Raw genomic sequence first — 21766 nt, 5'->3', positions numbered from 1 at the left:
GGCCTGCGCGGGCTCAGTGACCACCGCGGCGAGCGCCGGGCCCGCACCGCAGGAGGCGCAGGTGGCGACACCGGCAACGCCGGTCGTGGACGACGCCCGGGTGGTGTTCCCGGCGTCCGTGCAGCAGGGTGCGCTGGTGATCGGCAAGGTCCCCGCGGCCAGCCGGGTCCGCCATGCCGGGCGCGACCTGCGCGTGACCGGCTACGGCAGCGTCGCCTTCGGCGTGGCGCGCGACCAGTCGGGGCCGGTGCACGTGGAGGTAACCAGCCGTGACGGACGGGCGCGCACCATTGAAATCGAGGTCACTCCACGCGACTGGCCGATCGAACGCGTCAACGGTGTTCCCGGCAAGACCGTGAAGCCACCACCGGCGATCGCCGCACGCATCGCACGCGAGCAGGCGGCGGTCAGCGCCGCGCGCACCCGCGACGATGCCCGCACCGGGTTCGCCCAGCATTTCGTCCGCCCGGTCGAGGGTCGCATCAGCGGCCGCTTCGGCAATCAGCGCATCTACAACGGCACCCCCGGCGCGGCCCACTCGGGCATGGACATCGCCGCGCCGAACGGCACCCCGGTGAAGGCGCCGGCCTCGGGCGTGGTCACCTTTGCCGATGACCTGTACCTCACGGGCGGGACGATCCTGCTCGACCATGGCCACGGGGTGAGCTCCAACTTCCTGCATCTGTCGCGCATGGACGTCCGCGTGGGCGACGTGGTTGAACAGGGCCAGGTCATCGGCGCCGTCGGTGCCACCGGGCGCGCTACAGGGCCGCACCTGCACTGGGGCATGAACTGGTTCGACGTGCGCGTCGATCCACTGCTGGTGCTCGAACGACAGTAGCGATCAGGTCTGGCCGGAAGTCGCGACGAACCGCGGGTGGCTGCCGGTGATACGCGGGTCGTGGCCGGTCACCCGGTCCCGGCCCGCGGTCTTGCTGGCGTACAGGGCCGAATCCGCACGCTCGATCAGGTGCTCGACCGATTCGCCTGCAGCGAGCTCGGCCACGCCCAGGCTCAGGCTCGCCTCGAAAAGCCGGTCATCGATCGACAGCGGGCGGCAGTTCACTGCCGAGCGCAGGTTCTCGGCGACACCGAGGGCCTCGTTGAGCCGGGTGTCGGGCAACATCACCACCATTTCGTCGCCACCCCAGCGCCCCATCAGGTCGTAGGTCCGCAGGCGGTTGCGGGTCCGCAACGCGATGAACTTCAGGAAGTTGTCGCCGACCCGGTGGCCGTGGTCGTCGTTGACCCGTTTGAAACGGTCGACATCGAAGAACACCACCGACAGCGGCGTGCCATTGCGATGCGCTTCGGTCACCGCGGCCGACAGGCGCTCCTGCATCGCCGGGCGGGAAAGTGCGCCGGTGAGTGTGTCGAACGTCGCCAGGCGGCTCACGCGGTCGCGGTCACGGCGCACTTTCTGCAATGCGTCGGTCAATCCGATCATGGTCACCGTCCCGGCGAGTACGAGTGCGGCGGGCAGCGCATAGCCCAGCCACGCCGGTGCCACCCACAGTCCGAGTTCCGCCACACGGCCGGCCACCAATAGCGCGAGCACCGGCAACCAGGCCATCAGCAGGAACCCGGCGGCACGCTCGCGGCGAATCGTGCCGCGGACACAGGCGACGAGCAGTGCCGCGGTGGCAGCCAGCGTCGCCGCGTGGCCGAACGACAGCACGCCGCGGGTGACGCCCGCGACCGTCGCGACGACCAGCAGCAGCAGTACCCCGAGGCATCCGGCCACGATGCGCCACAGCATCGGGTTGCGGTCTCGCAACCGCAGCCCGTGGGCCAGGAAGGCCAGCGTCGCGCCGCTCGCCAGCAGGCCGGTGAGAATCGGGCTGCGCGGATCCTCGCCGAGCAGTCCCGACAGGCCGGGGAGCAACCGGATCTCGCCGCCCTGCGTCGCGAAGAATGCGAGCTGGGCGGCAAGCGTCAGCAACAGATACGCATAGCCCCGCTCACCGATGCCCAGCCAGAACCCCAGCGCAAGCATCATCAGCAGCACGAATCCGACCAGGCTGGCAGCGCGCCACGCGACGTAGGTGAGGTCGCGGTGGTGCAGTTGCGCCAACGGTTCGATGCCGACAGCCATGGCGACCGGGGCCAGCGTGCCGACGCGCAGGTACACCGCATGCCCGGCACGCAGGCCGTCCCGGAGTGGCACCACCGAGGCACGCGACGAGAAACCGGACGGGATATCGACGCCACCGGTCTTGGCTACTACCGGCATCGACGCGCCGGGCAACCAGGCTTCAATGCGCGCCGATTCGGGCGTCCCCAGCACGATGTAGGGCTGGTGCTGCGCGGGGACGGCATGCGTGGACACGAGTCGCCACCAGCCTGCGCGCGGGCCGGTTTCGCGGATGACGCCGCCGGGGACAACGGCGAACCGATGGTCGAGCGCGCCCCCGAGCACCTCGAGCGGAACCGGGTCCGCATCCAGCCGCGACAGCTCCAGGCCGGACGTGGCCAGCGGCGCCGCGCTGCGGGCATGCGACGGCCACACGGCCGCGGCCAACGAGGCGAACGCCAGGCAGCCACAAATCAACAAGATCCACCGTTGCAGGGGCGTCCCCATACCCATCCCGGCCGCACGATCGAACGAGCATACCCCGAACAACCGGCGCGCAAGCGCTACGCAATCGGCACGCGATTCCGGCCATCGGGCCACACCTACGCCGGCGGGAAGCGCCGCCCAGGCGGGCGACAAACATCAGGCTGGGGCGCCGGCTCCGCTCACGCGCGCGACGGCATCGTGCGCATGCAGGCTTTCAAAATGGGCGACGTCGGCATCGAAGCGCTCGATGCGGCGGTCGCCGGACAGCACCGCGGCGACGCGGCGTGCGGCGTCCTCGCAGAACATCAGGTTGGCGGCGTTGAGCCGCGCGAAAGCCTGCTCGTCCTCGCGCTTGACCGCGGTCTGCACAGGGGTCGCGAGCGCCTGTTCCAGTGCATCGATGAGCGCGGTCAGCGGCAACTCGTCGAACGCAGGGCGCAGCTCGACCCGCACATCGGCGCGGCTGCGCTGGGCATGCGGCGTCGCCGCCAGGCCACGCTCCGACGCCAGCCAGTCATGGATGGCGCCCGCCAGCGGACGGGCATCGGCGAAATCTTCGGCGAAACGGTCGGCATTGAGTTGGCGCGACAGCGCCGCCGACGCCGGACAGGTGCTCGAGTATTCGACCGCAAAACGCAGCGCCAGCTTCAGGTGGCCGTCGATGAGGCTCGCATCGATCTCGACCGGGTAGCGCTTCCAGCCGGCGTTGCCACTGGCCAGGGCGGGACGCAGCAGCATCTGGTCATAGCGCAGCACCAGCCGTGCCGCGCCGGACAGCCCCGACTGGGTGTCGACCAGGGTCTGCAGGACGCGGCGAAGGCCGGCCGGTGTGACCACCTCGGTGGCGAAGGCGTGCTGCAGCTCCAGGTAGAGCCGCGACATGTGGATGCCGCGTGCGTCGGGGTCGAGCAGGTCGACCGACACGTCCACCGACGCGGCGACCTGGATCGCCTCGCCGGCGTGGCCAGCGACACGCAGCGGCAGCGCGATGTTGGACATACCGACCCAGTCCAGCGGACGGGCCAGCGCGGCGGCGTCGTGGGCGACGTCGGGCAGGCGGCGGGGCGTGATGGTGGGAGTGTTCACTGGACCGGGGTGGGGGCGCGAAAGCGGGTTTGCAACGCGTACATTCTACCGGCCGCGTCCCTGCACCCTGCCCTGGCCGCTGGAACGCTGCGTCGCAGGGCGTCAGCCACGGGCCGCGCGCCAGCCCGCAAACAGCGCCCGCCAACCGGGCAGCGGGGTGGTGGCGTCCCCACCCGCGAGCCGCCCACGCGCCAGTGCAGCCCACAGTCGGCGCGGACGCGTACCGTCCGCGCCCGGCCACTGCTGCCGCAGGCGCGCCATCCACAGCGGTCGGGAGTCCGCCTCGCCGGCGCGGGCGATGACATCCAGCGGTACCCCGGCATCGCCGGCGATCAGCAGGCGCGCCTGTAGCAGCGTCGCCGCGACGACATCGGTGCCGGAGCGCCGTGCCGCGCCATCGACTGGGGCCGCGGGGGCCAGTGGAGCGGCGGCGTCGGACGTACCAGCAAACAGCACCTGCTCGATGTCCGCGACCGCCCGGGCGAACGGGGCCAGCGCGGCGAATGCTTCCGCCGGGTCGCCCGGACGCTCACGGCTGTTGCCGAGCGACGGCAGCGCGGCCGCCAGCGTCGTCCACGGCGCGGGTTGGCGCTGCAACGCGGTGCCGAGTGGATGCCGCCGCGCACCGCGGGTCCAACCGACCAGCTCTTCCTGCCACCAGCCCAGCTTCGCTTCCCCGGGGATGGGATCGGTCCCGCCCCAGGCCGCGTCGGTGAGCTCCTGCAGCAGCGCCGCCCAGGCCGAAGCGAGCTCGCGCTGCCCGGCGGGGACGAACACTTCCACGACCGCCCACTCCGGCCAGCGTGCGCGCCATTTGTCGATGAAACCCGCCAGCGCGGCGCCGGGTTCCTCGCGCACATCGATCGGCACGGCCCCGGACTCAGACATGGCAGCGAGGCCAGGCCATGGCGTTGCATAGATCGTGCGGGCGGTCGACGAGGACATCGCCCTGCCAGGCGAACGGATCGTCCTCCGACAGGCGGTAGCCCCATAGTGCGACCACCGACGGCATCCCGGCGGCGCGCGCGGCGACGATGTCGCGCTCGTCGTCGCCGACATAGATGCACTGCGCGGGGGCGAATCCGATCCGCTCGGCCGCGACGCGCAGCGGCAGCGGGTCGGGCTTGCGCGCCGGCAGGCTGTCGCCGCCGATCAGCACCCTGCAGCGGTCCTGCCATCCCAGCATGGGCAGCAGGGGCGCGGCCAGGTACTCGGGTTTGTTGGTCACGATGCCCCACACGCAGCCGGCCTGTTCCAGCCGGCCGAGCATGGTTTCGATGCCATCGAACGGGCCGCAGTGCCGCCCCAGCTCACTCTGGTAGACATCGAGGAACTCGGGGATCCAGCCTTCCCACGCCGCGGGGTCGAGGTCCGGGAACGCGGCCTGCACCATCGCCCGCGACCCCTTGGACACATGGGGGCGCAGTTCGGACAGGAGCATCGGCGCAATTCCGCGCGCCGCGCGCATCGTGTTCACGGCCGCGAGCATGTCGGGGGCGCTGTCGAGCAGGGTGCCGTCGAGGTCGAACAGCACCGCGCCGGGGAATCGGTCGGTCATGGAGGGGGATCACTCGGGCTTGCGGGCGCAGGCCAGGTAGTTCACGTCGGCGCGCGGGATCAGCCGCGCGCTGTTGCGCCAGGGCTCGTACATCAGGCCGCTGACGTCCTCGAGCTGCAGCCCGGCGTCACGCAGCCAGCCGGCCAACTCCGACGGGCGGATGAAATCGCGATAGCGATGCGTGCCCTTCGGCAGCAGGCGGGCGATGTACTCGGCGCCGACGATCGCCAGCGCGAACGCCGCCGGGGTGCGGTTGAGCGTCGACAGGTACAACCGACCGCCCGGCCGGAGCAGTTCGGCGCAGGCGCGGATGATCGCCGCCGGGTCGGGCACGTGCTCGAGCATTTCCATGCAGGTGACCGCGTCGAACGATCCCGGGGCTTCCGTGGCCAGCGCTTCGACCGGCTGCTGGCGGTAATCCACCGACACCCCGGTTTCGAGCCCGTGCAGCCGCGCGACCTTCAGCAGCTCCGGCGACAGGTCGATCGCGGTCACCACGGCGCCCTCGCCTGCAAGCGCCTCGCTCAGCAGCCCGCCGCCGCAGCCGACGTCAAGCACGCGTGCGTCGCGCAGCGTGGTCCGACCGGTAACGTAGGCCAATCGGACCGGATTCATCGCGTGGAGCGCCTTCTGCGGCCCCTCCGGGTCCCACCACCGCTGCGCCAGCGCACCGAACTTGTCGAGCTCGGCCTGGCTGAAGTTCTGGTTGGCGAACGGTGCTGCGGTCATGCTGATTCCCCTGCTTCGGGATGCGGTACGGGAGGAAGCGTGGCGTCAGGCGCGGACCGCGGCGATACGGTCGCGCCACTGCCGCGCGTTGGCGATCAGCTGTTCGATGTCCAGGTCGACCAGCTGGCGGTCACTCAGCTTCGCCCGCCCGCCAATCCAGACGTCGGTCACCTGGTGGCGGCCGGTGGCATACACCAGTTGCGAGACCACGTGGAACAGCGGCTGGCTCTCGAGCTGTCCGAGGTCGACACAGGCCAGGTCCGCCTGCTTGCCCGGCTCGATCGAACCGATCGACCGCTCCAGGCCCATCGCCCGGGCACCGCCCAGGGTCGCCGCGCGCAAGGCGCTGGCGGCGCTGAAGGCCGCCGCGTCGCCCGCAACGGCCTTGGCCAGCTGGGCGGCGGTGCGCATCTCGCCGAACATGTCGAGGTCGTTGTTACTGGCGGCGCCGTCGGTCCCGATCGCGATATTGACGCCGGCCTGCTCAAGCCGGCCGACCGGGCAGAACCCCGACGCCAGCTTGAGGTTGGACTCTGGACAGTGCACGACGCTGACGCCGCGCCGGGCGCACAGATCGATCTCGGCGTCGGTCAACGCGGTCATGTGCACCGCCATCAGGCGGTCGTTCACGAGTCCGAGCCGGTCCAGGCGCGCAAGCGGACGCTGGCCGTACTTTTCGCGCGATTCCTCGACCTCGTGGGCGGTCTCGTGGGTATGCAGGTGGACCGGCAGGTCCAGCTGGTCGGCGAGCATGCGGATGCGTTCGAAGCTCGCATCCGACACCGTGTACGGCGCATGCGGCACGAAGGCCATCGTCACCAGCGGGTCGTTGCGCCACTGGTCGTGGACTTCGCAGGCACGGTCGAAGTACTCGTCGTCGGTACTGGCCCACGCGGTCGGGAAGTCGATGACCGGAAGTCCGACAACGGCGCGGAAGCCGTGGCGCTTGTAGGTCGCCGCCTGCGCGTCGGGGAAGAAGTAGTTCTCGTTGGCGCAGGTGGTGCCACCGCGCAGCATCTCGGCGATCGCCAGGGTCACGCCGTCGCTGACGAACTCAGGCCCGATCACGGCCGCTTCCACCGGCCAGATGTGCCCCTGCAGCCACTCCATCAGCGGCAGGTCGTCGGCCACGCCGCGCAGCAGCGACATCGGGTTGTGGGTGTGCGCGTTGACCAGACCGGGGATCAGCGCCGACTGCGGGCGCGACACCGTGCGGGCCGGCTGGAACCGCGCCCGCGCCTCGGCGGTCGGCAGGACCGCGACGATGACCCCGTCGGTCACCGCCACGGCGTGGTCGTCGAGGACCGCGCCGTGCGGCTCGACCGGCACCACCCAGCCCGCCTCGATCAGCAGGTCGCAGGGCTGGGGGTTGGAGGGCGCCATCACTTGACCCGGCTGACGTACTCGCCGGACCGCGTGTCGACCTTGATCACCTCGTCCTGGCCGACGAACAGCGGCACGCGCACGACCGCGCCGGTCTCCAGCGTCGCCGGCTTGCCGCCGCCACCGGAGGTGTCACCACGCACGCCCGGGTCCGTTTCGGTGATCTTGAGTTCGACGAAGTTCGGCGGATTGACGAAGATCGGCACGCCGTTCCACAGCGTCACTACGCACTCTTCCTCTCCCTTGAGCCACTTGGCCGCGTCGCCCACGCCGTTCCGGTCTGCCTGGACCTGCTCGAAGCTGGTCGGGTCCATGAAGTGCCAGTGCTCGCCGTCGGCGTACAGGAACTGCATGTCGGTATCGATGACGTCGGCGGCCTCGACCGAGTCGGTCGCCTTCATGGTGATTTCCTGCACCCGGCCGCTCTTGATGCTGCGGTACTTCATGCGCGTGAACGCCTGACCCTTGCCCGGCTTGACGTACTCGGTGTCGGTGATGATGCACGGGTCGTTGTTGACCAGGATCTTCATCCCGTTCTTGACGTCGTTCATGCCGTAAGTGGCCATGCTGGAGCTCCTGGGTGTAGATGAATGTGTGGAGACGGTGCCGTGCCGCCCGGTGCCTGTCGCGGGCGGCTAGAATGACGGGCTGCCTCCGCTCCGACCGGAGCGCAAGCAGCACAGGACCCGAATGATACCCGCAGCCCCGGCCCGCCCGCAGCCAGTCCCCCTGCCCTCGCCACGCTGGCAACAGCTCTGGCGCGAGGCGGTGCGCGACCCGGCGGAGCTGCTCGCCATCCTCCGGCTGGACCCGGCTGGTCTGGGGGTTTCCGACGCCGCGCTGGCCCAGTTTCCATTGCGGGTGCCGCGCGGCTTCGTCGGCCGGATGCACGTCGGAGACCCGGGCGATCCGCTGTTGCGCCAGGTCCTGCCACTGGACGCGGAGATGCGGCCGATGCCGGGTTTCAGCCTGGACGCGGTCGGCGATGGCGCCGCACGTTCGGGCCACGGGGTGATCCAGAAGTACCGCGGCCGCGCCCTGCTGGTCGCCACCGGCAGTTGTGCGATCAATTGCCGCTACTGCTTCCGGCGCCACTTCCCGTACGCCGAGGAAACCGCCGCGGCCGGCCATTGGCAGCAAGCGATCCGTCTGATCCGCGCCGACACCAGCATTGACGAGGTCATCCTGTCGGGCGGCGACCCGTTGTCGCTGGCGACCACCAAGCTTGCCGAGCTGACCGACGCGCTGGCCGACGCCACCCACCTGCGCCGGTTCCGCATCCACACCCGGCTGCCGGTGGTGCTGCCCGAGCGGGTTGACGATGCGCTGCTGGCGTGGATCGGCGACCTGCCGTGGCCGGTGACGGTGGTGCTGCACGCCAACCACGCCAACGAGTTCGACCCGGCCGTGGACGCCGCGATGGCGCGCCTGCGCGGCACCGGTGCGACCCTGCTGAACCAGGCGGTCCTGCTGCGCGGGGTCAACGATTCGGTCGACGCCCTGTCGGACCTGTCCACGCGTGGCTACGAGGCCGGCGTGCTGCCGTACTACCTGCACCAGTTGGACAGGGTCCAGGGCGCCGCCCATTTCGAAGTCGACGACGATCGCGCCCGCGCCCTCCACGCCGGGCTGGCGGCCAGGCTGTCCGGCTACCTGGTGCCGCGCCTGGTCCGTGAAGTGGCCGGTGACAGCGGCAAACGACCGCTCAGGTGACGGGCCTGGCCGTTTCCCGCCCCACTTGACGTAGCAACCCTTGAAGGGCGTCACGGACCGCTGCCCCGGCAATCTGTCATAAGCAGTAGGGTGGGAGCGCATTCCGGCGCAGCCGGTGGTGGGGACACGCCACGGCAATCGAGGCGTGCCACCGCGACCCGGCGGCACGCAAGGGGGAGAACATGCTTACATATGCACGTGGCGACGCTGCCGTCGCGGACACGTTCATGGCGGCTCCGTCGCGGACCGCCATCCGCCCTGTGCCGTCCGCCCCACCCGCGAATCCGGACGGAGACCTTATGCAATCTGCGAAAGACATGGTGTTGCGGCTGCTGATCGTGGACGACAGCGTGGAGGCGGCCGAAGCCATCGTCAGTGGACTGCGCAATGCCGGCATCGCGGTCCGGCCCAACCGCCCCGAAAGCGAACAGGCGCTGGACGACCTGCTGGCCGGTCCGCCCGTCGAGCTGGTCCTTGCCGCCGAAGATTGCCGCACCCTGCCGCTGGCCGCAGTCATGCAGCGCATCGATGCCACCGGCAAGGACCTGCCGGTGATCCTGCTGGCCGACGCGGTCGACGACACCCTGCTGCTCAACGCCACCGCCGCCGGCGTGGCCGGCATCGCCCTGCGTCGCAGGATCGACCAGGTCGAGGCGGTCGTGCGCAAGGAATGGACCGCGCTCGAAGCACGCCGCGCACTACGCAAGCTCGAGTCGCAGGTGCGCGAGACCGAGCGCCGCTGCGATGCCCTGATCGACTCCTCGCGCGACCCGATCGCCTATGTCCACGAGGGCATGCACATCCGCGCCAACAGCGCGTACCTGGAGCAGTTCGGGTTCGACTCGTTCGAGGACATCGAAGGCATGTCGCTGCTCGACATGGTCGCGCCGCAGCACGTCGACGATTTCAAGCAGCTGCTCAAGCGGCTGAGCAAGGGCGAGGCCCCACCGCCGCGACTGGAGATGGAGGCGCGTACGCTGGATGGCGAGAGCTTCCCGGCGGTGATGGAGTTCGCGGCGGCCAGTTACGAAGGCGAGGCCTGCCAGCAGGTGATCCTGCGCCGGCAGGAGTTCGACCCCGAGCTCGCCCGCGAGGTGGAGGAGCTGCGCCAGCGTGACCAGGTCACCGGACTACTCAACCGCTCGACGTTCCTGCGCCAGCTCGAGGATGCGGTCAGCGACGCCGCCCGCGACGCCGGCCACCACGCCCTGTTGCTGGTCGAGCCCGACCACTACGCCAAGCTTTTGCAGGACTTGGGGCTGCACGCAGCCGACGATCTGATCGCCGCCTGTGCGCGACGCCTGCAGGGTGCGCTGGGGCCGGACGACGTCGCCGCGCGCTTCGCCGAGCACCAGTTCGCGGTACTGCGCCGCGGCAGCGACTACCACGGCACCGTCGCCCTCGCCGAAGCCGTGCGCGCGGCATTCGCCGCCGCGGTGCTCGAAGTCGACGACCGATCGCTCAATGCCACCGCCAGCGTCGGCGGTGTCCAGATCGGCCAGAAGATCGCCAGCGTCACGGCGGTGCTGGCCAAGGCCCACGATGGCGTGCAGTCGGCCGGAGGCGTAGGCGGCAATCGGGTCGAAATCTTCGACCCGGGCGCGGTCGACCGCGCCGAGGAAGAACGCGTCGAGGCGTGGGTCAACCGTATCCGCGATGCCATCGACGGCGACGGCTTCGTCATGCATTACCAGCCGCTGATCGGCCTGCACGGCGCGCCCGACGAGATGTACGACGCCTACCTGCGCATGCAGGGCGAAGGCGGCGAACTGGTCCAGCCGCTGACCTTCCTGCAGATTGCCGAGGAACACGGCCTCCTGTGGGAGATCGATCGCTGGGTGGTGAGTCGCGCCATCGCCGACATCGGCGAGCGGCTGCGCGGCGGCCACCGGACCACCCTGCTGGTGCGCATCAACGAGGTGTCGCTGCAGGACGACAGCCTGCTCCAGCACATCCGCGAGCAGCTGGCCAAGCACGGCGCCGAAGGCCACCTGCTGGTGCTGCAACTGCCCGAGTCGAAAGTGTTCACCCACCTCAAGGCGGCGCAGGCGTTCCAGGAACGTGCCGCCGCGCTGGGCGTCCGGGTCGGCCTGGAGCAGTTTGGCAGCGGCCTGAACTCGTTCCAGCTGCTGAGCCACTTCAATGCGGACATGCTCAAGCTCGACCGCGCCTTTACCGAAGAGCTGGCCACCACCCCCGAGCACCAGGAGCGCATCCGCGAGATCGCCAGCAAGGCCCGCGAGCTGGGCAAGCAGACGATCGCCAACTTCGTCCAGGATGCCAGCAGCATGACGATCCTGTTCGGCGCCGGGATCGACTACGCCCAGGGCCACTTCCTCGCCCAGGCGGGTCCGCAGATGGATTACGACTTCAGCTGAGGCAGTACGCCCGGCAAGAAAAAAGCCCGCCGGATGGCGGGCTTTCTGTTGACGCCGCGACGGTCAGGCCGCGGTGCGTACCGAGTCCGACATCCGGCCCAGCGCGGAGATGCGCTCCTCCAGCGGCGGGTGGCTCATCATCAGCCGGCGCAGGCCGTGGCCGACCGCACCGCTGATGCCAAACGCGGCGACCTGCTTGGGCAGCGTGCTCTCACCGTAGGTCTTCGACAGCCGCTGCAACGCCGCGATCATCTTGTCGCGACCGGCCAGGCTGGCCCCGCCCGCGTCGGCGCGGAACTCCCGGTGCCGCGAGAACCACATCGCGATCATGCTGGCGAACAGGCCGAACACCATGTCCAGCACGAACACGATGATGTAGTAGCCGAAGCCCGGCCCGCCTTCGCGGTTGCCACTGATGTAGCTGTCGATCACGCGGCCGACCACCCGCGCCAGCACGATCACGAACGTGTTGAGCACGCCCTGGATCAGCGCCATGGTGACCATGTCGCCATTGGCGACGTGGCTCACCTCATGGGCGAGCACCGCCTCCGCCTCGTCGCGGTCCATCGCCCGCAACAGCCCGGTCGAGACCGCCACCAGCGAGTTGTTGCGGCTCGGGCCGGTGGCGAACGCGTTGATCTCCGGCGCATCGTAGATGGCGACCTCGGGCATGCGGATCCCCGAGTTCTCGGCCTGGCGGCGGACGGTGTCGACCAGCCACTGCTCGGCCTCGTTGCGCGGCTGCTCGATCACGTGGGCACCGGTGGACCGCTTGGCCATCCACTTGGACAGCATCAGCGAGATCATGGAGCCGCCAAAACCGAACAGGGCAGCCATCACGATCAACGCGCCGTTGTTGCCCAGGCTCACGCCGAACACGCCCTGCAGCACGCTCAGGACGATGCCCAGCAGCACCATCACGGCCAGGTTGGTTGCGAGGAAAAGCGCGACGCGCTTGAACATGTCGTTACCCTTGCGCGCACCATGCGCGATTGGAGTGAAAGTGTGGCAGGCTCGGCGGGAATTCAAGATGACCGGCGGCTGCCGGAATCGGCAAACCGCACCCGCGTCGCGACCGCCACACCGCCCACGTGCCCTCGTCCGACCCCAACGACCACCCCGCCGGCATCGTTCATCGCGGCCGGTTCGCCCCGTCGCCCACTGGCGACCTCCATGCGGGCTCCCTACTGGCCGCGCTCGGCAGCTGGCTGTTCGCGCGCCGCGCCGGAGGCGAATGGCTGGTCCGGATCGAAGACCTGGACCCGCCGCGCGAGGTCGCCGGCGCGGCCGACCGGCAACTCGCCGCGCTGCAGGCGTTCGGGCTCGAACCGGACGGACCGGTGGTCCGTCAGAGCGCCCGCGGAGCGCTGTACCAGGACGCGCTGGAGCGGCTGATGTCATCCGGCCACGCGTTCGAATGCCACTGCAGCCGCACGGACCTGGCCGCGAACGGCGGCATCCACCACCAGTGCGTCGCGACCCGTCGTCGCGCGCGCCCGGCTGTGCGCTTCCGTGTGCCGGCCGGCTCCCGCGTGGCCTTCGACGACCTGGTCCGCGGCCGGCAGGCGCAGGACGTGTGGGCCACGGTGGGCGACTTCGTACTTCGCCGCGCTGACGGCTACTGGGCCTACCAGCTCGCCGTGGTGGTGGACGATGCCGACCAGGGCATCACCGAGGTGGTCCGCGGCGCGGACCTGCTCGATTCCACCGGCCGGCAGATCCTCCTCCAGCGCGCGCTCGGGGTAACCGTGCCCCGCCATGCGCACCTGCCACTGGTGACCGGTGCGGACGGACAGAAGCTGTCCAAGTCCGAGGAGGCGTGGCCCGTCGACCCGGCCGACCCGCTGCCGGCACTGCGGCATGCCTGGGCGAGCCTGGGCCAGGACCCGGCCGTGCTGGCGGAGGCGACCTCGGTCGCGGGGTTGCTGGCCTGCGCACGGGCCGGGTTCCGCCCCCAATCGATCGGCACAAGGCCGGTGGGCCCTGTCGTCGACATTGGCCGAGGTGCTCTCCCGTCCTGACCTCCGCAGCGCGCAACGGACAATTCACAAAGCGGGGCTAGACTGCCTTCGGGCACGGGGAGGGAGAACGACATGCAGTCTCGCGTTGCACTGGTCACCGGTGGCACCGGTGGCATTGGCACCTCGATCGTGAAGCGGCTGGCCGCGATGGGCCACCGCGTCGCGACCAATTACCGCGACGAATCCCGTGGGCGCGAGTGGCAGGCGCGGATGAAGGACGCCGGCGTCGACGTCGCGATGGCGCACGGTGACGTGTCGTCGCCGGAGGACGCCGAGCGGCTCGTCCGCGACATCGAACAGCAACTCGGCACGGTCGAGATCCTCGTCAACAACGCCGGCATCACCCGCGACTCGACCTTCCACAAGATGACGCCCCAGCAGTGGAACGACGTCATCTGCACCAACCTCAATTCCTGCTTCAACGTCACCCGTCCGGTGATCGAAGGGATGCGCGCGCGCAAATGGGGCCGGATCGTCCAGATCAGCTCGATCAACGGCCAGAAGGGCCAGTACGGGCAGGCGAACTACGCCGCGGCGAAAGCCGGCATGCACGGGTTCACGATCTCGCTGGCGCAGGAAAACGCGAAGTTCGGCGTGACCGTCAACACGGTATCGCCGGGCTACATCGGCACCGACATGGTGATGGCGGTACCCGAGGAGGTGCGCAACAAGATCGTCGCGCAGATCCCCACCGGCCGCCTCGGCACGCCCGACGAAATCGCCTACGCCGTGGCGTTCTTCGTGCCCGACGAGGCTGGATGGATCACCGGCGCCAACCTGTCGGCCAATGGCGGCCAGTACATGGGCTGGTAGTGTCGCCACAAGTTGCAAAGCGGCGGCGGCGTGGGCCATGCTGCAGAGCATCATGAGACAGGGCACCCGCTCCATGGGCCAGACGCGCGTCATCAAGAAATACCCCAACCGCCGTCTCTACGACACGGAGATCTCCAGCTACATCACCATCGAGGACGTACGCCAGCTGATCGTCGATGGCGAGGAGTTCGAGGTGCGTGATGCGCGATCGGGCGAGGACCTGACGCGCCAGGTGTTGCTGCAGATCATCGCCGAGCACGAACAGGACGGCGAGCCGATGCTCTCCACCCAGTTGCTCAGCCAGATCATCCGCTTCTACGGCGACTCGCTGCAGGGCTTCATGGGGACCTACCTGGAGCGCTCGATGCAGGTGTTCCTCGACCAGCAGCAGCAGTTCCGCCAGCAGATGGGCGGCATGATCGGCCAGACGCCCTGGACGATGATGAACCAGCTGACCGAGCGCAACCTGTCGATGTGGAAGGAGTTCCAGCAGAACCTGACCGGCGGCGTCGGCCAGAACGCCGCCACCGGCAAGAAGCCCGAAGGCAAGCGCTAGGCCCTACTGCAGCGTCTGTCCCGCGCAATTGCGCTGATGGAACTCGAGCGCCTGCGGCATCAGTGACTGAAGGGTTTGGATGCGGTTGGCCGGATCGGGGTGGGTCGACGCGAACTCGGGCGGCTGCTGGCCGCCACTGGAAGCCGACATCCGCTCCCACAACGGGATCGCCTGCCGCGGGTCGTAGCACGCCGCCGCCGCCAGCATCAGCCCGACCTGGTCGGCCTGGGTTTCGTGGCTGCGCCCATACGGCAGGATGAAACCGTACTGCGCGCCAGCGCCCAGCGCGGCCATGACCGCCTGTTGCTGCTGGGGATCCATCCCGCCGATCGCCATGCCGGCCGCCATTTGCCCCATCTGCACGAGCTCCTGCTGGGCAATTCGCTGCGAACCGTGGCGCAGCAGTGCGTGGGCGATCTCGTGCCCCATCACCACCGCCATCGCATCCTCGGTCTGCGCCACCGGCAGCAGGCCGGTATAGACCGCTATCTTGCCGCCGGGCAGGACGAACGCATTGGCCTGGTCGGACTGGATCACCGCCACGTCCCATCGGAAGTCCTGATGGATGGTCGGCGCTTCCTGCTGGTGCATCGCGGCCAAGTCTGCAGTGACCTGTGGCACTTTCGTGATCAGGCGTTGAGCGATGGCCCTGATCTGCTGGCTCACCTGCGCCTCGGGCGACATCAGCGCACCCTGCGCCTGGGCATCGCCCAGCACCTGCTGGAACGCCTGCGCACCCAGTTGCACCTCCTCCTCCGGGGTGGCGCCGTAGTGCGCGGTCTCGCCCGTGTACGGATCGACCTTGGCGCTGCCGAACCATTGCCAGGCGGCGTAGCCGGCAAACAGCAGCAGGATCCACCAGCGGATGCCGCCACCGCGCCGACGGCCGGTGGCAGGTTGACGGCGACGCAGGCCGCCCAGGGAACCGATCGCCATCTACCGCTCCTCCCATGCCAGCCCGGTGCGGGCGGACGACTGTCCTTCAGATTTCGCGTACGACGCGGAAGCCGACGCGCGCATTCGTGGTGTTGGCATCGCTGCCCAGCCGCCATGCCGAGCGGGTCTGCGCCGGCGAACTGGCCCACGAACCACCCCGCACCACCCGCGTCCTGCAGCCCGGATTGAACCAGGCCCTGCCGTCGGCGGGTGCGCGCCGGTAGCTGTCATGCCAGCAGTCGGCCACCCACTCGCTGACATTGCCCGGCACATCGTGAAGGCCGAATGCATTGGCCCGGTACGAGCGCACCGGCGCAGGACCCCACGCGCCATCGTCGAGTCCCTTGAACGCGTTGCGCCACTGCCGGCCACTGGGCGAGGTGTCGCCGCCACCAGTGAAGTTGCCAGCCCCCTCCGGCGGCGCGCCATCACCCCAGGGAAAGCGGCCCTGGCTGCCGGCGCGGAGCATGTACTCGAACTCGGCCTCGGTCGGCAGCCGGTAGGTGTGGCCGGTCTGTTCCGAAAGCCATCGCGCGTAGGCGTCGGCGTCGTGAGCACTGACGTGCACCACCGGCAGGTGGTCGGCGGCCGGCTTGCCGGCGTAGTCCGAGCGCCAGTCCACGCCGCTGCGCCGGACCAGGTTGCCGCTGCGCTCGTCGTAAGCGGTCGAATAGCCGCGCCGGGTCGCGCGCGGCTCGTAGCCGGTGGCGGTGATGAACTGGCGGAACTCGCCCACCGTGACCTCGTTGCGCGACACCGCAAGGCCCCGCTCGAACCGGATCGTGCGGGTCGGCTGTTCGGCGTCGCTGGCATCGCGTTCGCCGTCGGCGGCGCCCATGCGGAATGCGCCGTGGGGAATCACCACCATCTCCGGTCCGCGACCCGCCCGGTCGAGCGCTTCGGTGAATGCCTGGCCGGGCCGGAACAGACCGTAGTGCGTGGCCATCTCGATCCGCTCACGCAGGTCGACCGCCGCCGAATCGCCCGGTGGCGCGATGCGCAACAGTTCTGCCAGGTGTTCGCGCGCGGTGCCGATGTCGGCGCCGTTGGCTAGTGCCGCCACGCCGAGGTCACGCAGCTCACGCACGCGGGCGCCGCGATGCCTGGCCAAACGCAGGCGCGCCTGGTCGACGGTCTCCAGCCCGGGCCGGACCTGTGCGGCGCGATCCAGCCACCGGGTCGCCGCGTCGTAGTCATCCCGCTCGGCCGCCAATTCGGCCTGCCGGATGATCGCGCTTTCGGTCGCTGCCAGCCCTTGCTGCGCACGGGCGTCCCCTGGCCTGAGCTCGAGTGCGGCCCGGAACTGCGCGACCGCACCATCGCTGTCACCGCCACCATCAACGTCGATACCGAACCGGCGCTGGTTGAGCGCTTGCTCGCCGCGCAGGTTGGCCTGTTCGGCCTGCACCGCCTGCTCGACCGTGGCGAGGTAGGTTTCCACCGCGGGATCGGAAGGCGCGAGTTCGCGCGCGACCGCGCCGACCTGACGGGCATGCCCCAGCGCCTCGCGGTCCTCGTCGATCGCCGCGAGTGCGGCGTTGCCCTGCTCGATCAGGACACCACGGGCGCGTTCGAGCCCGGTCGCCACGTCCGGGTCGTCCGGCAGGTGGCGAGACAATGCCAGGTACAACGGGATCGCGTCGTCGGCATCGCCGAACAGGTCGCCGGCCTCCAGCGCCTCGGCGGCCCGGGCCTTCGTTGCTTCGACGTCGCTATCGTCAACCTCGACCGCCGGCGATTCCCACTCGGGCACCGGCGCGACCTCCTGCCTGGGACCCACCGCAACGATCGGGGCACGCTCGCCACCGGCTTGCGCGGCGACGTCCGGCTCTGCCGCGTCGTCGCCGTGATCCCCCGAGCATGCGACCAGCAGGACCAGCCACGCAGCCACCAGCGCGCACCGCAGGCCTGCGCCCGGGCGCGTTCGTCCGGCGAAACGCCTTGCTGGAGCTGGTGCGCGCAATCGTCCTCCTGCTGGCGGTCGGCACCCTGAAGGGCCCGCCGAAAGTAGGCTATTGTCGCCCGCCGGGGCAACTTCGTCCGTTTCCGACCCGTACCCACGTGCCAAACCCAGATTCGACCGCCCACCCCACGCCCGAGTGGGTCACCGACCCTGCCGTTCTCGCCGCCCGCTTCTCCCCACGCCCGCGCCGCATCGCGATGGACACCGAGTTCATCCGGGAGCGGACGTACTGGCCGCAATTGGCACTGGTGCAGATCGCCCTGGAAGGCGACGCGGGGCTGGAAATCCTGCTGGTCGATACCCTCGCCCCGGGCATCACCGATGCGTTGGCACCGATCCTGGCCGACACGTCGATCCTCAAGGTGATGCACAGCCCGAGCGAGGACCTGGTCGCCTTCAAGCGCGCGTGCAATGTCGTCCCGAAGCCGCTTTTCGACACCCAGCTCGCGGCCGCGCTCGCGGGCGTCGGCGGCGGTCTGGGCTACCAGAAGCTGGTCGAGCAACTCACCGGCGTTGCCCTCGCCAAGGGCGAAACCCGCTCCGACTGGCTGCGTCGACCGCTCTCCCCCGCCCAGCTGGAATATGCCGCCGACGACGTGCGGCACCTGTTCGAAATGCACGACGTGCTCGACGGCATGCTGGGCCAGCTGGACCGGCGCGGCTGGCTGGAAGACGACGCGACCCGCACCGTGGCGAACGCGGAGAACGAGAGCGCCGAGCGTTGGCCGCACCTGTCGATGCGTACCGCCCAGTTCCTCGACCTCGACGGCCAGCGCCGGTTGATCCGGTTGCTGCGCTGGCGCGATGCCCACGCCCGCGACAGCGACCGGCCGCGCAGCTGGATCCTCGACAACGAGCTGGCGATCGCCTTGGCACGCAATGCCCCGGTCGACCGGGCCACGCTGCAGTCGCAACTCGATGCCCACCCCAAGGCCCCGCGAAAGCTTGGGGATGCCATCTGGCGCGCGCTGACCACGCCCCTTGACGACGAAGCCCACGCTCCCGACAGCCGCATTGCCGAGAAGCGGGACAAGGAGCGCGTACGCCAGTTGCAGAGCGCCGTCGCCGCACGCAGCGCCGAGCTGGGCCTGCCCGATGGCCTGCTGGCCTCGCGCCGCTACCTGGAAGCCCTGCTCGATCACGGTGAGTGGCCCGATGCGTTGTCGGGCTGGCGCCGCGAGTTGCTGGAGCCGACGCTGGCACCCTTGCTCGACCATTGACCGCCGGCCCGGGGGCTGGCGCGGCTGCGTCCGGGCCGCTAGAATTGCCGCCTCGTGGGGCGGTAGCTCAGCTGGGAGAGCGTCGCGTTCGCATCGCGAAGGTCAGGGGTTCGATCCCCCTCCGCTCCACCACGACATCCTGAAAAAGCCCCGCCTCGTTCGGGGCTTTTTCGTGGGCAGCGACAATGGTGTCCGGACGCAAGTCGTAGTCGCTCCCGTACGCATATTCGCGGACGAGCGCAGCAGCGATGCGTTGAAACCGACCCCATCACCGGCGTGGCAATACCGGCAACTGGACAGTGGCCCCTGCTCCACCCTTCATCGGCACCTGCCCCGCCTTCACGGTGAAGGTGCCTGGGCATTTGAAGGTGATGTCGCCGCCGTCGAGCACGATTTCCGCCTGACCCGCCTGGAGGACGATGCGGCTCTTGGCGAGGACATCGATCCGGTCGTCGTTGGCGGTCAGCGTGACGCTGCTGTCGGCGAGCACCTCCAAGGGGCCGTCGTGGGCCTGGAGGCTCAACGGGCCGTTGCCCGCGATGGCCTTGATCGGGCCGCGCTGTGCAAAGAGGGCGACGTTGCCGCCGCTGACGCCGGCGATCGTGTGGCCGGCGGCGAGGTGGGCGTCCTGCTGGGCGGTCAGGTGGGTATGGCCGCCGGCGTAGGCAACCGCACTGGCCGGAGTTGCAAGCGCGACGGCGTCGGGCGATTCGGCGATCAGGACGGGCGCGGCGAACCGCTCGACGGGGTCGCCGCCGTCACGCTGGCCGTTCGCCGGCTTGGTGGCAGGCTGGCCGTTGACGGTGGCAGCGTGTCGACCGTCCTGCTGCGGGTCGATGAGGCGGATCAGGTCGGCCTGGCACGCGTTCGTGTCCGACGTCTCGATGCCGGCTGCTTCCGCGGCGTCGCCCAGTCGCTGCGCGGTGCGAACGGCACCCTTCAGCTGGCTGACGGCCTCGGCGATGTCGAGCTGGGTCGAGGTCGCGGCCGGTCGCGCCGTCGTCGACAGCAGCATGCCCTCGCCCGCCCGCAAGTTGGCCCAACCCAGGGTGGCCAGGTCGAAACCTTCGCCGCGGAAGCGGCCCCGCGAATCGTTGCGGTGCTCGACCAGATAGCCGAGCTCCAGACGGCTGTCGGTCAAGCTGGTATGCAGGCGCTGGCGCAGCTGGCCGGTGGCGTCGTCGATCACCCATTGCTGGGTGCCGCTGCCATCGTGCGACTGGCTGTGCAGTCCCGACAGGCTACCGCGGTGGTTGCTGCCCTCGGCGAGCGCGAACGGTGGGGCGACCTCGCCGTTGTAGAGCTGGCCGGTGATGACGGGCTGATCGATGTCGCCGTGCATGAATTCGACGAGGACTTCGCTGCCGACCCGCGGCAACAGATGGGAGCCCCAATTGGGGCCGGCCTGCCACTCGGCCACCCGCACCCACGTGCCGGCGGTGTCGTCGCCGGGCGCGTGACCGTCCGGATTCGCGGTGGAACCGGTATCCGTCAGCCCCCCGCGGTTGGGTGCTATGCCGCGCTGCCAGGGAAACTGGATACGGACCTGATGGTCGCGGGTGCTGGTGACGCTGCTGCCCGGTAGCCCGACGACGCGTGCGGTCTGGGCGCCCGGGGCAGTCGGCCGGGGACGCGACACCGGCACGATGGCCGTCCCCAGCGGCACGGCGACGAAACGATTGCGATAACTGCCGCGCTCCAGTTCGGCGTGGCCCAGCAATGGGGCGATACCACTGCCCAGGTTGTTGGCCGCGACGTGCTCGACCGCCAGTGGCACGAACCGCTCGCCGGACAGGCCCGGATGCCCGTCCAGGGTGAATGCCATGCCCGGGGCGAGGCCCCGTCCGCTGCCCGAGCCGTGGTGCAGGACCTGTGGCAGGCGCAGCGCGTCCAGCCGCAGGCCGGCTTCGCGCTCGGCGTCGTCGCGGGTGGCGAATCGCCCACTGCGCGGCACCGTGTAGACCTCCAGCGTCGGGACGTGTGGCCCTGCGGCGTCACCGGATACTGCGGCCGACACCGCCTCGACCTGGGCGGGGTCCCAACTCGCCGTGGTGAACGCGTTGGCGGTGATCTGCCGCTGCGCGGTGAAATGGCTGATCGCGTCCTCCGACTCGGCGATGTCGGTGCGGTGGAAACGCAACACGGCAGGCGTCGCCTCCGGTGCCTCCGCATCGCGATCGAACACCACCAGCGCGTGGCTGGCTTCGCCCGCACCGGCCTCGCCCTGCACGTGGTCGAAGCGCCACGCCAGTCCGGCGTCGGCCAGCAGACGGAACACGAAGGCGTGGTCACTCTCGCGGTACTGCGTGGTGATCGGGCGGACCGGCAGCGACCGGGTCACGTCGACCTTCAGCGCCGCATGCGGGTAGTCATCGAGGATGCGTTCCACCACGCCGAGCGCATCGAGGTCCTGGAAAACCAGCGCATTGCGCCGCAGCCGCAGCAGCGCGGTCCAAGGCTCCATCGTGAGCCGGTGCCTCGCCAGCCCGCCATCGCTGCCCAGCGAGGCCACCCGCGTGCAGTAGCCGTGCCAGTATCGGCGCCCGCCGTCGGCCACCTGCAACCGCAGCGACAGCGGTTGGCCGATCAGCGTGGTCGGTTCGAACGCGGCCGACCCGGACAGGCAATCGATCTCGAACCGGAAATCGGCGCAGACCGCCTCATGACCGGTGAATCGTTCGGCCATCAATCGAACGCCCGGCCCAGCGGCGGGCAGGTCGAGTTCGATGAGGCGGGTGTCGTGCACGGGCAGTGCGCGGGCGAGCGCCGGCGGCACGTCGGGGAAAGTCCAGTCCATGGCGGTTCAACCAAATCCGTTTGGTGGTCCTGCATCCATGCCGGCGCGTACAG

At 69.8% G+C, this 21766-nt stretch carries 18 protein-coding genes and 1 tRNA gene; 8 read left to right on the top strand and 11 right to left on the bottom strand.

What is annotated here, in order from left to right; translation table 11 throughout:
• Window positions 1-61 precede the first annotated feature (61 nt).
• Window positions 62-841, top strand: a complete 780-nt coding sequence (locus tag KOD61_RS05225; RefSeq protein WP_251370669.1) for a M23 family metallopeptidase — start codon at window positions 62-64, stop codon at window positions 839-841.
• Between the two features lie 3 nt (window positions 842-844).
• On the opposite strand, the gene KOD61_RS05220 is transcribed toward KOD61_RS05225, so the two are convergent.
• The 7 genes from KOD61_RS05220 to efp all read right to left on the bottom strand — a co-directional run bounded on the left by KOD61_RS05220 (window position 845) and on the right by efp (window position 7882).
• The gene (locus KOD61_RS05220; protein ID WP_215219976.1) at window positions 845-2554 is read right to left on the bottom strand and encodes a GGDEF domain-containing protein; all 1710 of its coding nucleotides are present in this window, start codon (window positions 2552-2554) and stop codon (window positions 845-847) included.
• Between the two features lie 162 nt (window positions 2555-2716).
• Window positions 2717-3646, bottom strand: coding sequence for a GTP cyclohydrolase FolE2 (gene folE2 / locus KOD61_RS05215; RefSeq protein WP_215219975.1), 930 nt, complete (start codon window positions 3644-3646; stop codon window positions 2717-2719).
• 102 nt (window positions 3647-3748) lie between these two features.
• Window positions 3749-4534 carry an isoprenoid biosynthesis enzyme family protein gene (locus KOD61_RS05210; protein ID WP_215219974.1) on the bottom strand — a complete coding sequence of 262 codons (786 nt, stop codon included), beginning with the start codon at window positions 4532-4534 and terminating at the stop codon, window positions 3749-3751.
• Entirely contained in the window at window positions 4527-5204 is a 678-nt protein-coding gene (locus tag KOD61_RS05205; protein WP_215219973.1) for a phosphoglycolate phosphatase, read from the bottom strand. Before KOD61_RS05205 ends, KOD61_RS05210 begins: the two co-directional genes overlap by 8 nt.
• Window positions 5205-5213: 9 nt before the next feature.
• Window positions 5214-5933 carry a bifunctional 2-polyprenyl-6-hydroxyphenol methylase/3-demethylubiquinol 3-O-methyltransferase UbiG gene (gene ubiG / locus KOD61_RS05200; RefSeq protein ID WP_215219972.1) on the bottom strand — a complete coding sequence of 240 codons (720 nt, stop codon included), beginning with the start codon at window positions 5931-5933 and terminating at the stop codon, window positions 5214-5216.
• A gap of 45 nt (window positions 5934-5978) precedes the next feature.
• Window positions 5979-7316: a TRZ/ATZ family hydrolase gene (locus tag KOD61_RS05195; protein WP_215219971.1), complete on the bottom strand. Its 1338-nt coding sequence runs from the start codon at window positions 7314-7316 to the stop codon at window positions 5979-5981.
• Entirely contained in the window at window positions 7316-7882 is a 567-nt protein-coding gene (gene efp / locus KOD61_RS05190) for an elongation factor P (protein ID WP_215219970.1), read from the bottom strand. The genes KOD61_RS05195 and efp overlap by 1 nt, the downstream gene beginning before the upstream one ends.
• A 124-nt stretch (window positions 7883-8006) precedes the next feature.
• On the opposite strand from efp, the gene epmB reads away from it, so the two are divergent.
• Entirely contained in the window at window positions 8007-9029 is a 1023-nt protein-coding gene (gene epmB / locus KOD61_RS05185; RefSeq protein WP_215219969.1) for an EF-P beta-lysylation protein EpmB, read from the top strand.
• Between the two features lie 299 nt (window positions 9030-9328).
• Window positions 9329-11407, top strand: coding sequence for an EAL domain-containing response regulator (locus tag KOD61_RS05180; RefSeq protein ID WP_215219968.1), 2079 nt, complete (start codon window positions 9329-9331; stop codon window positions 11405-11407).
• Between the two features lie 63 nt (window positions 11408-11470).
• Here the strand turns inward: KOD61_RS05180 and htpX are convergent, their stop codons facing one another.
• Window positions 11471-12370: a protease HtpX gene (htpX, locus tag KOD61_RS05175; RefSeq protein ID WP_215219967.1), complete on the bottom strand. Its 900-nt coding sequence runs from the start codon at window positions 12368-12370 to the stop codon at window positions 11471-11473.
• Between the two features lie 128 nt (window positions 12371-12498).
• On the opposite strand from htpX, the gene gluQRS reads away from it, so the two are divergent.
• The 3 genes from gluQRS to phaR all read left to right on the top strand — a co-directional run bounded on the left by gluQRS (window position 12499) and on the right by phaR (window position 14797).
• Complete coding sequence (gene gluQRS / locus KOD61_RS05170) at window positions 12499-13428, top strand: tRNA glutamyl-Q(34) synthetase GluQRS (RefSeq protein ID WP_215219966.1); 930 nt, start codon at window positions 12499-12501, stop codon at window positions 13426-13428.
• Window positions 13429-13500: 72 nt separating this feature from the next.
• Window positions 13501-14241: an acetoacetyl-CoA reductase gene (phbB, locus tag KOD61_RS05165; RefSeq protein ID WP_215219965.1), complete on the top strand. Its 741-nt coding sequence runs from the start codon at window positions 13501-13503 to the stop codon at window positions 14239-14241.
• A gap of 73 nt (window positions 14242-14314) precedes the next feature.
• On the top strand, window positions 14315-14797 hold the full coding sequence (gene phaR / locus KOD61_RS05160) for a polyhydroxyalkanoate synthesis repressor PhaR (RefSeq protein ID WP_215220301.1): 483 nt from the start codon (window positions 14315-14317) through the stop codon (window positions 14795-14797).
• A gap of 3 nt (window positions 14798-14800) precedes the next feature.
• Here the strand turns inward: phaR and KOD61_RS05155 are convergent, their stop codons facing one another.
• Complete coding sequence (locus KOD61_RS05155) at window positions 14801-15733, bottom strand: M48 family metallopeptidase (RefSeq protein ID WP_215219964.1); 933 nt, start codon at window positions 15731-15733, stop codon at window positions 14801-14803.
• A 46-nt stretch (window positions 15734-15779) separates the two neighbouring features.
• Window positions 15780-17624 (bottom strand): formylglycine-generating enzyme family protein, encoded by a 1845-nt coding sequence (locus KOD61_RS05150; RefSeq protein ID WP_251370668.1) that lies wholly within the window; start codon window positions 17622-17624, stop codon window positions 15780-15782.
• Window positions 17625-17794: 170 nt separating this feature from the next.
• Between KOD61_RS05150 and rnd the strand changes: the two genes are divergently transcribed.
• Together rnd and KOD61_RS05140 are read left to right on the top strand one after the other, a co-directional pair.
• A complete protein-coding gene (gene rnd / locus KOD61_RS05145) occupies window positions 17795-18916 on the top strand; it encodes a ribonuclease D (RefSeq protein ID WP_215219962.1) in 1122 nt (373 codons plus the stop codon).
• A 56-nt stretch (window positions 18917-18972) separates the two neighbouring features.
• A tRNA-Ala gene (locus KOD61_RS05140) sits at window positions 18973-19048 on the top strand.
• A 136-nt stretch (window positions 19049-19184) separates the two neighbouring features.
• Here KOD61_RS05140 and KOD61_RS05135 read toward each other — a convergent pair.
• Entirely contained in the window at window positions 19185-21713 is a 2529-nt protein-coding gene (locus tag KOD61_RS05135) for a type VI secretion system Vgr family protein (protein WP_251370667.1), read from the bottom strand.
• Window positions 21714-21766: the final 53 nt, after the last annotated feature.

Origin of the sequence: Lysobacter luteus (genome assembly GCF_907164845.1) — a bacterium.
Lineage (GTDB): Bacteria > Pseudomonadota > Gammaproteobacteria > Xanthomonadales > Xanthomonadaceae > Novilysobacter > Novilysobacter luteus.
This window is presented reverse-complemented; position numbering and strand designations above follow the sequence as displayed.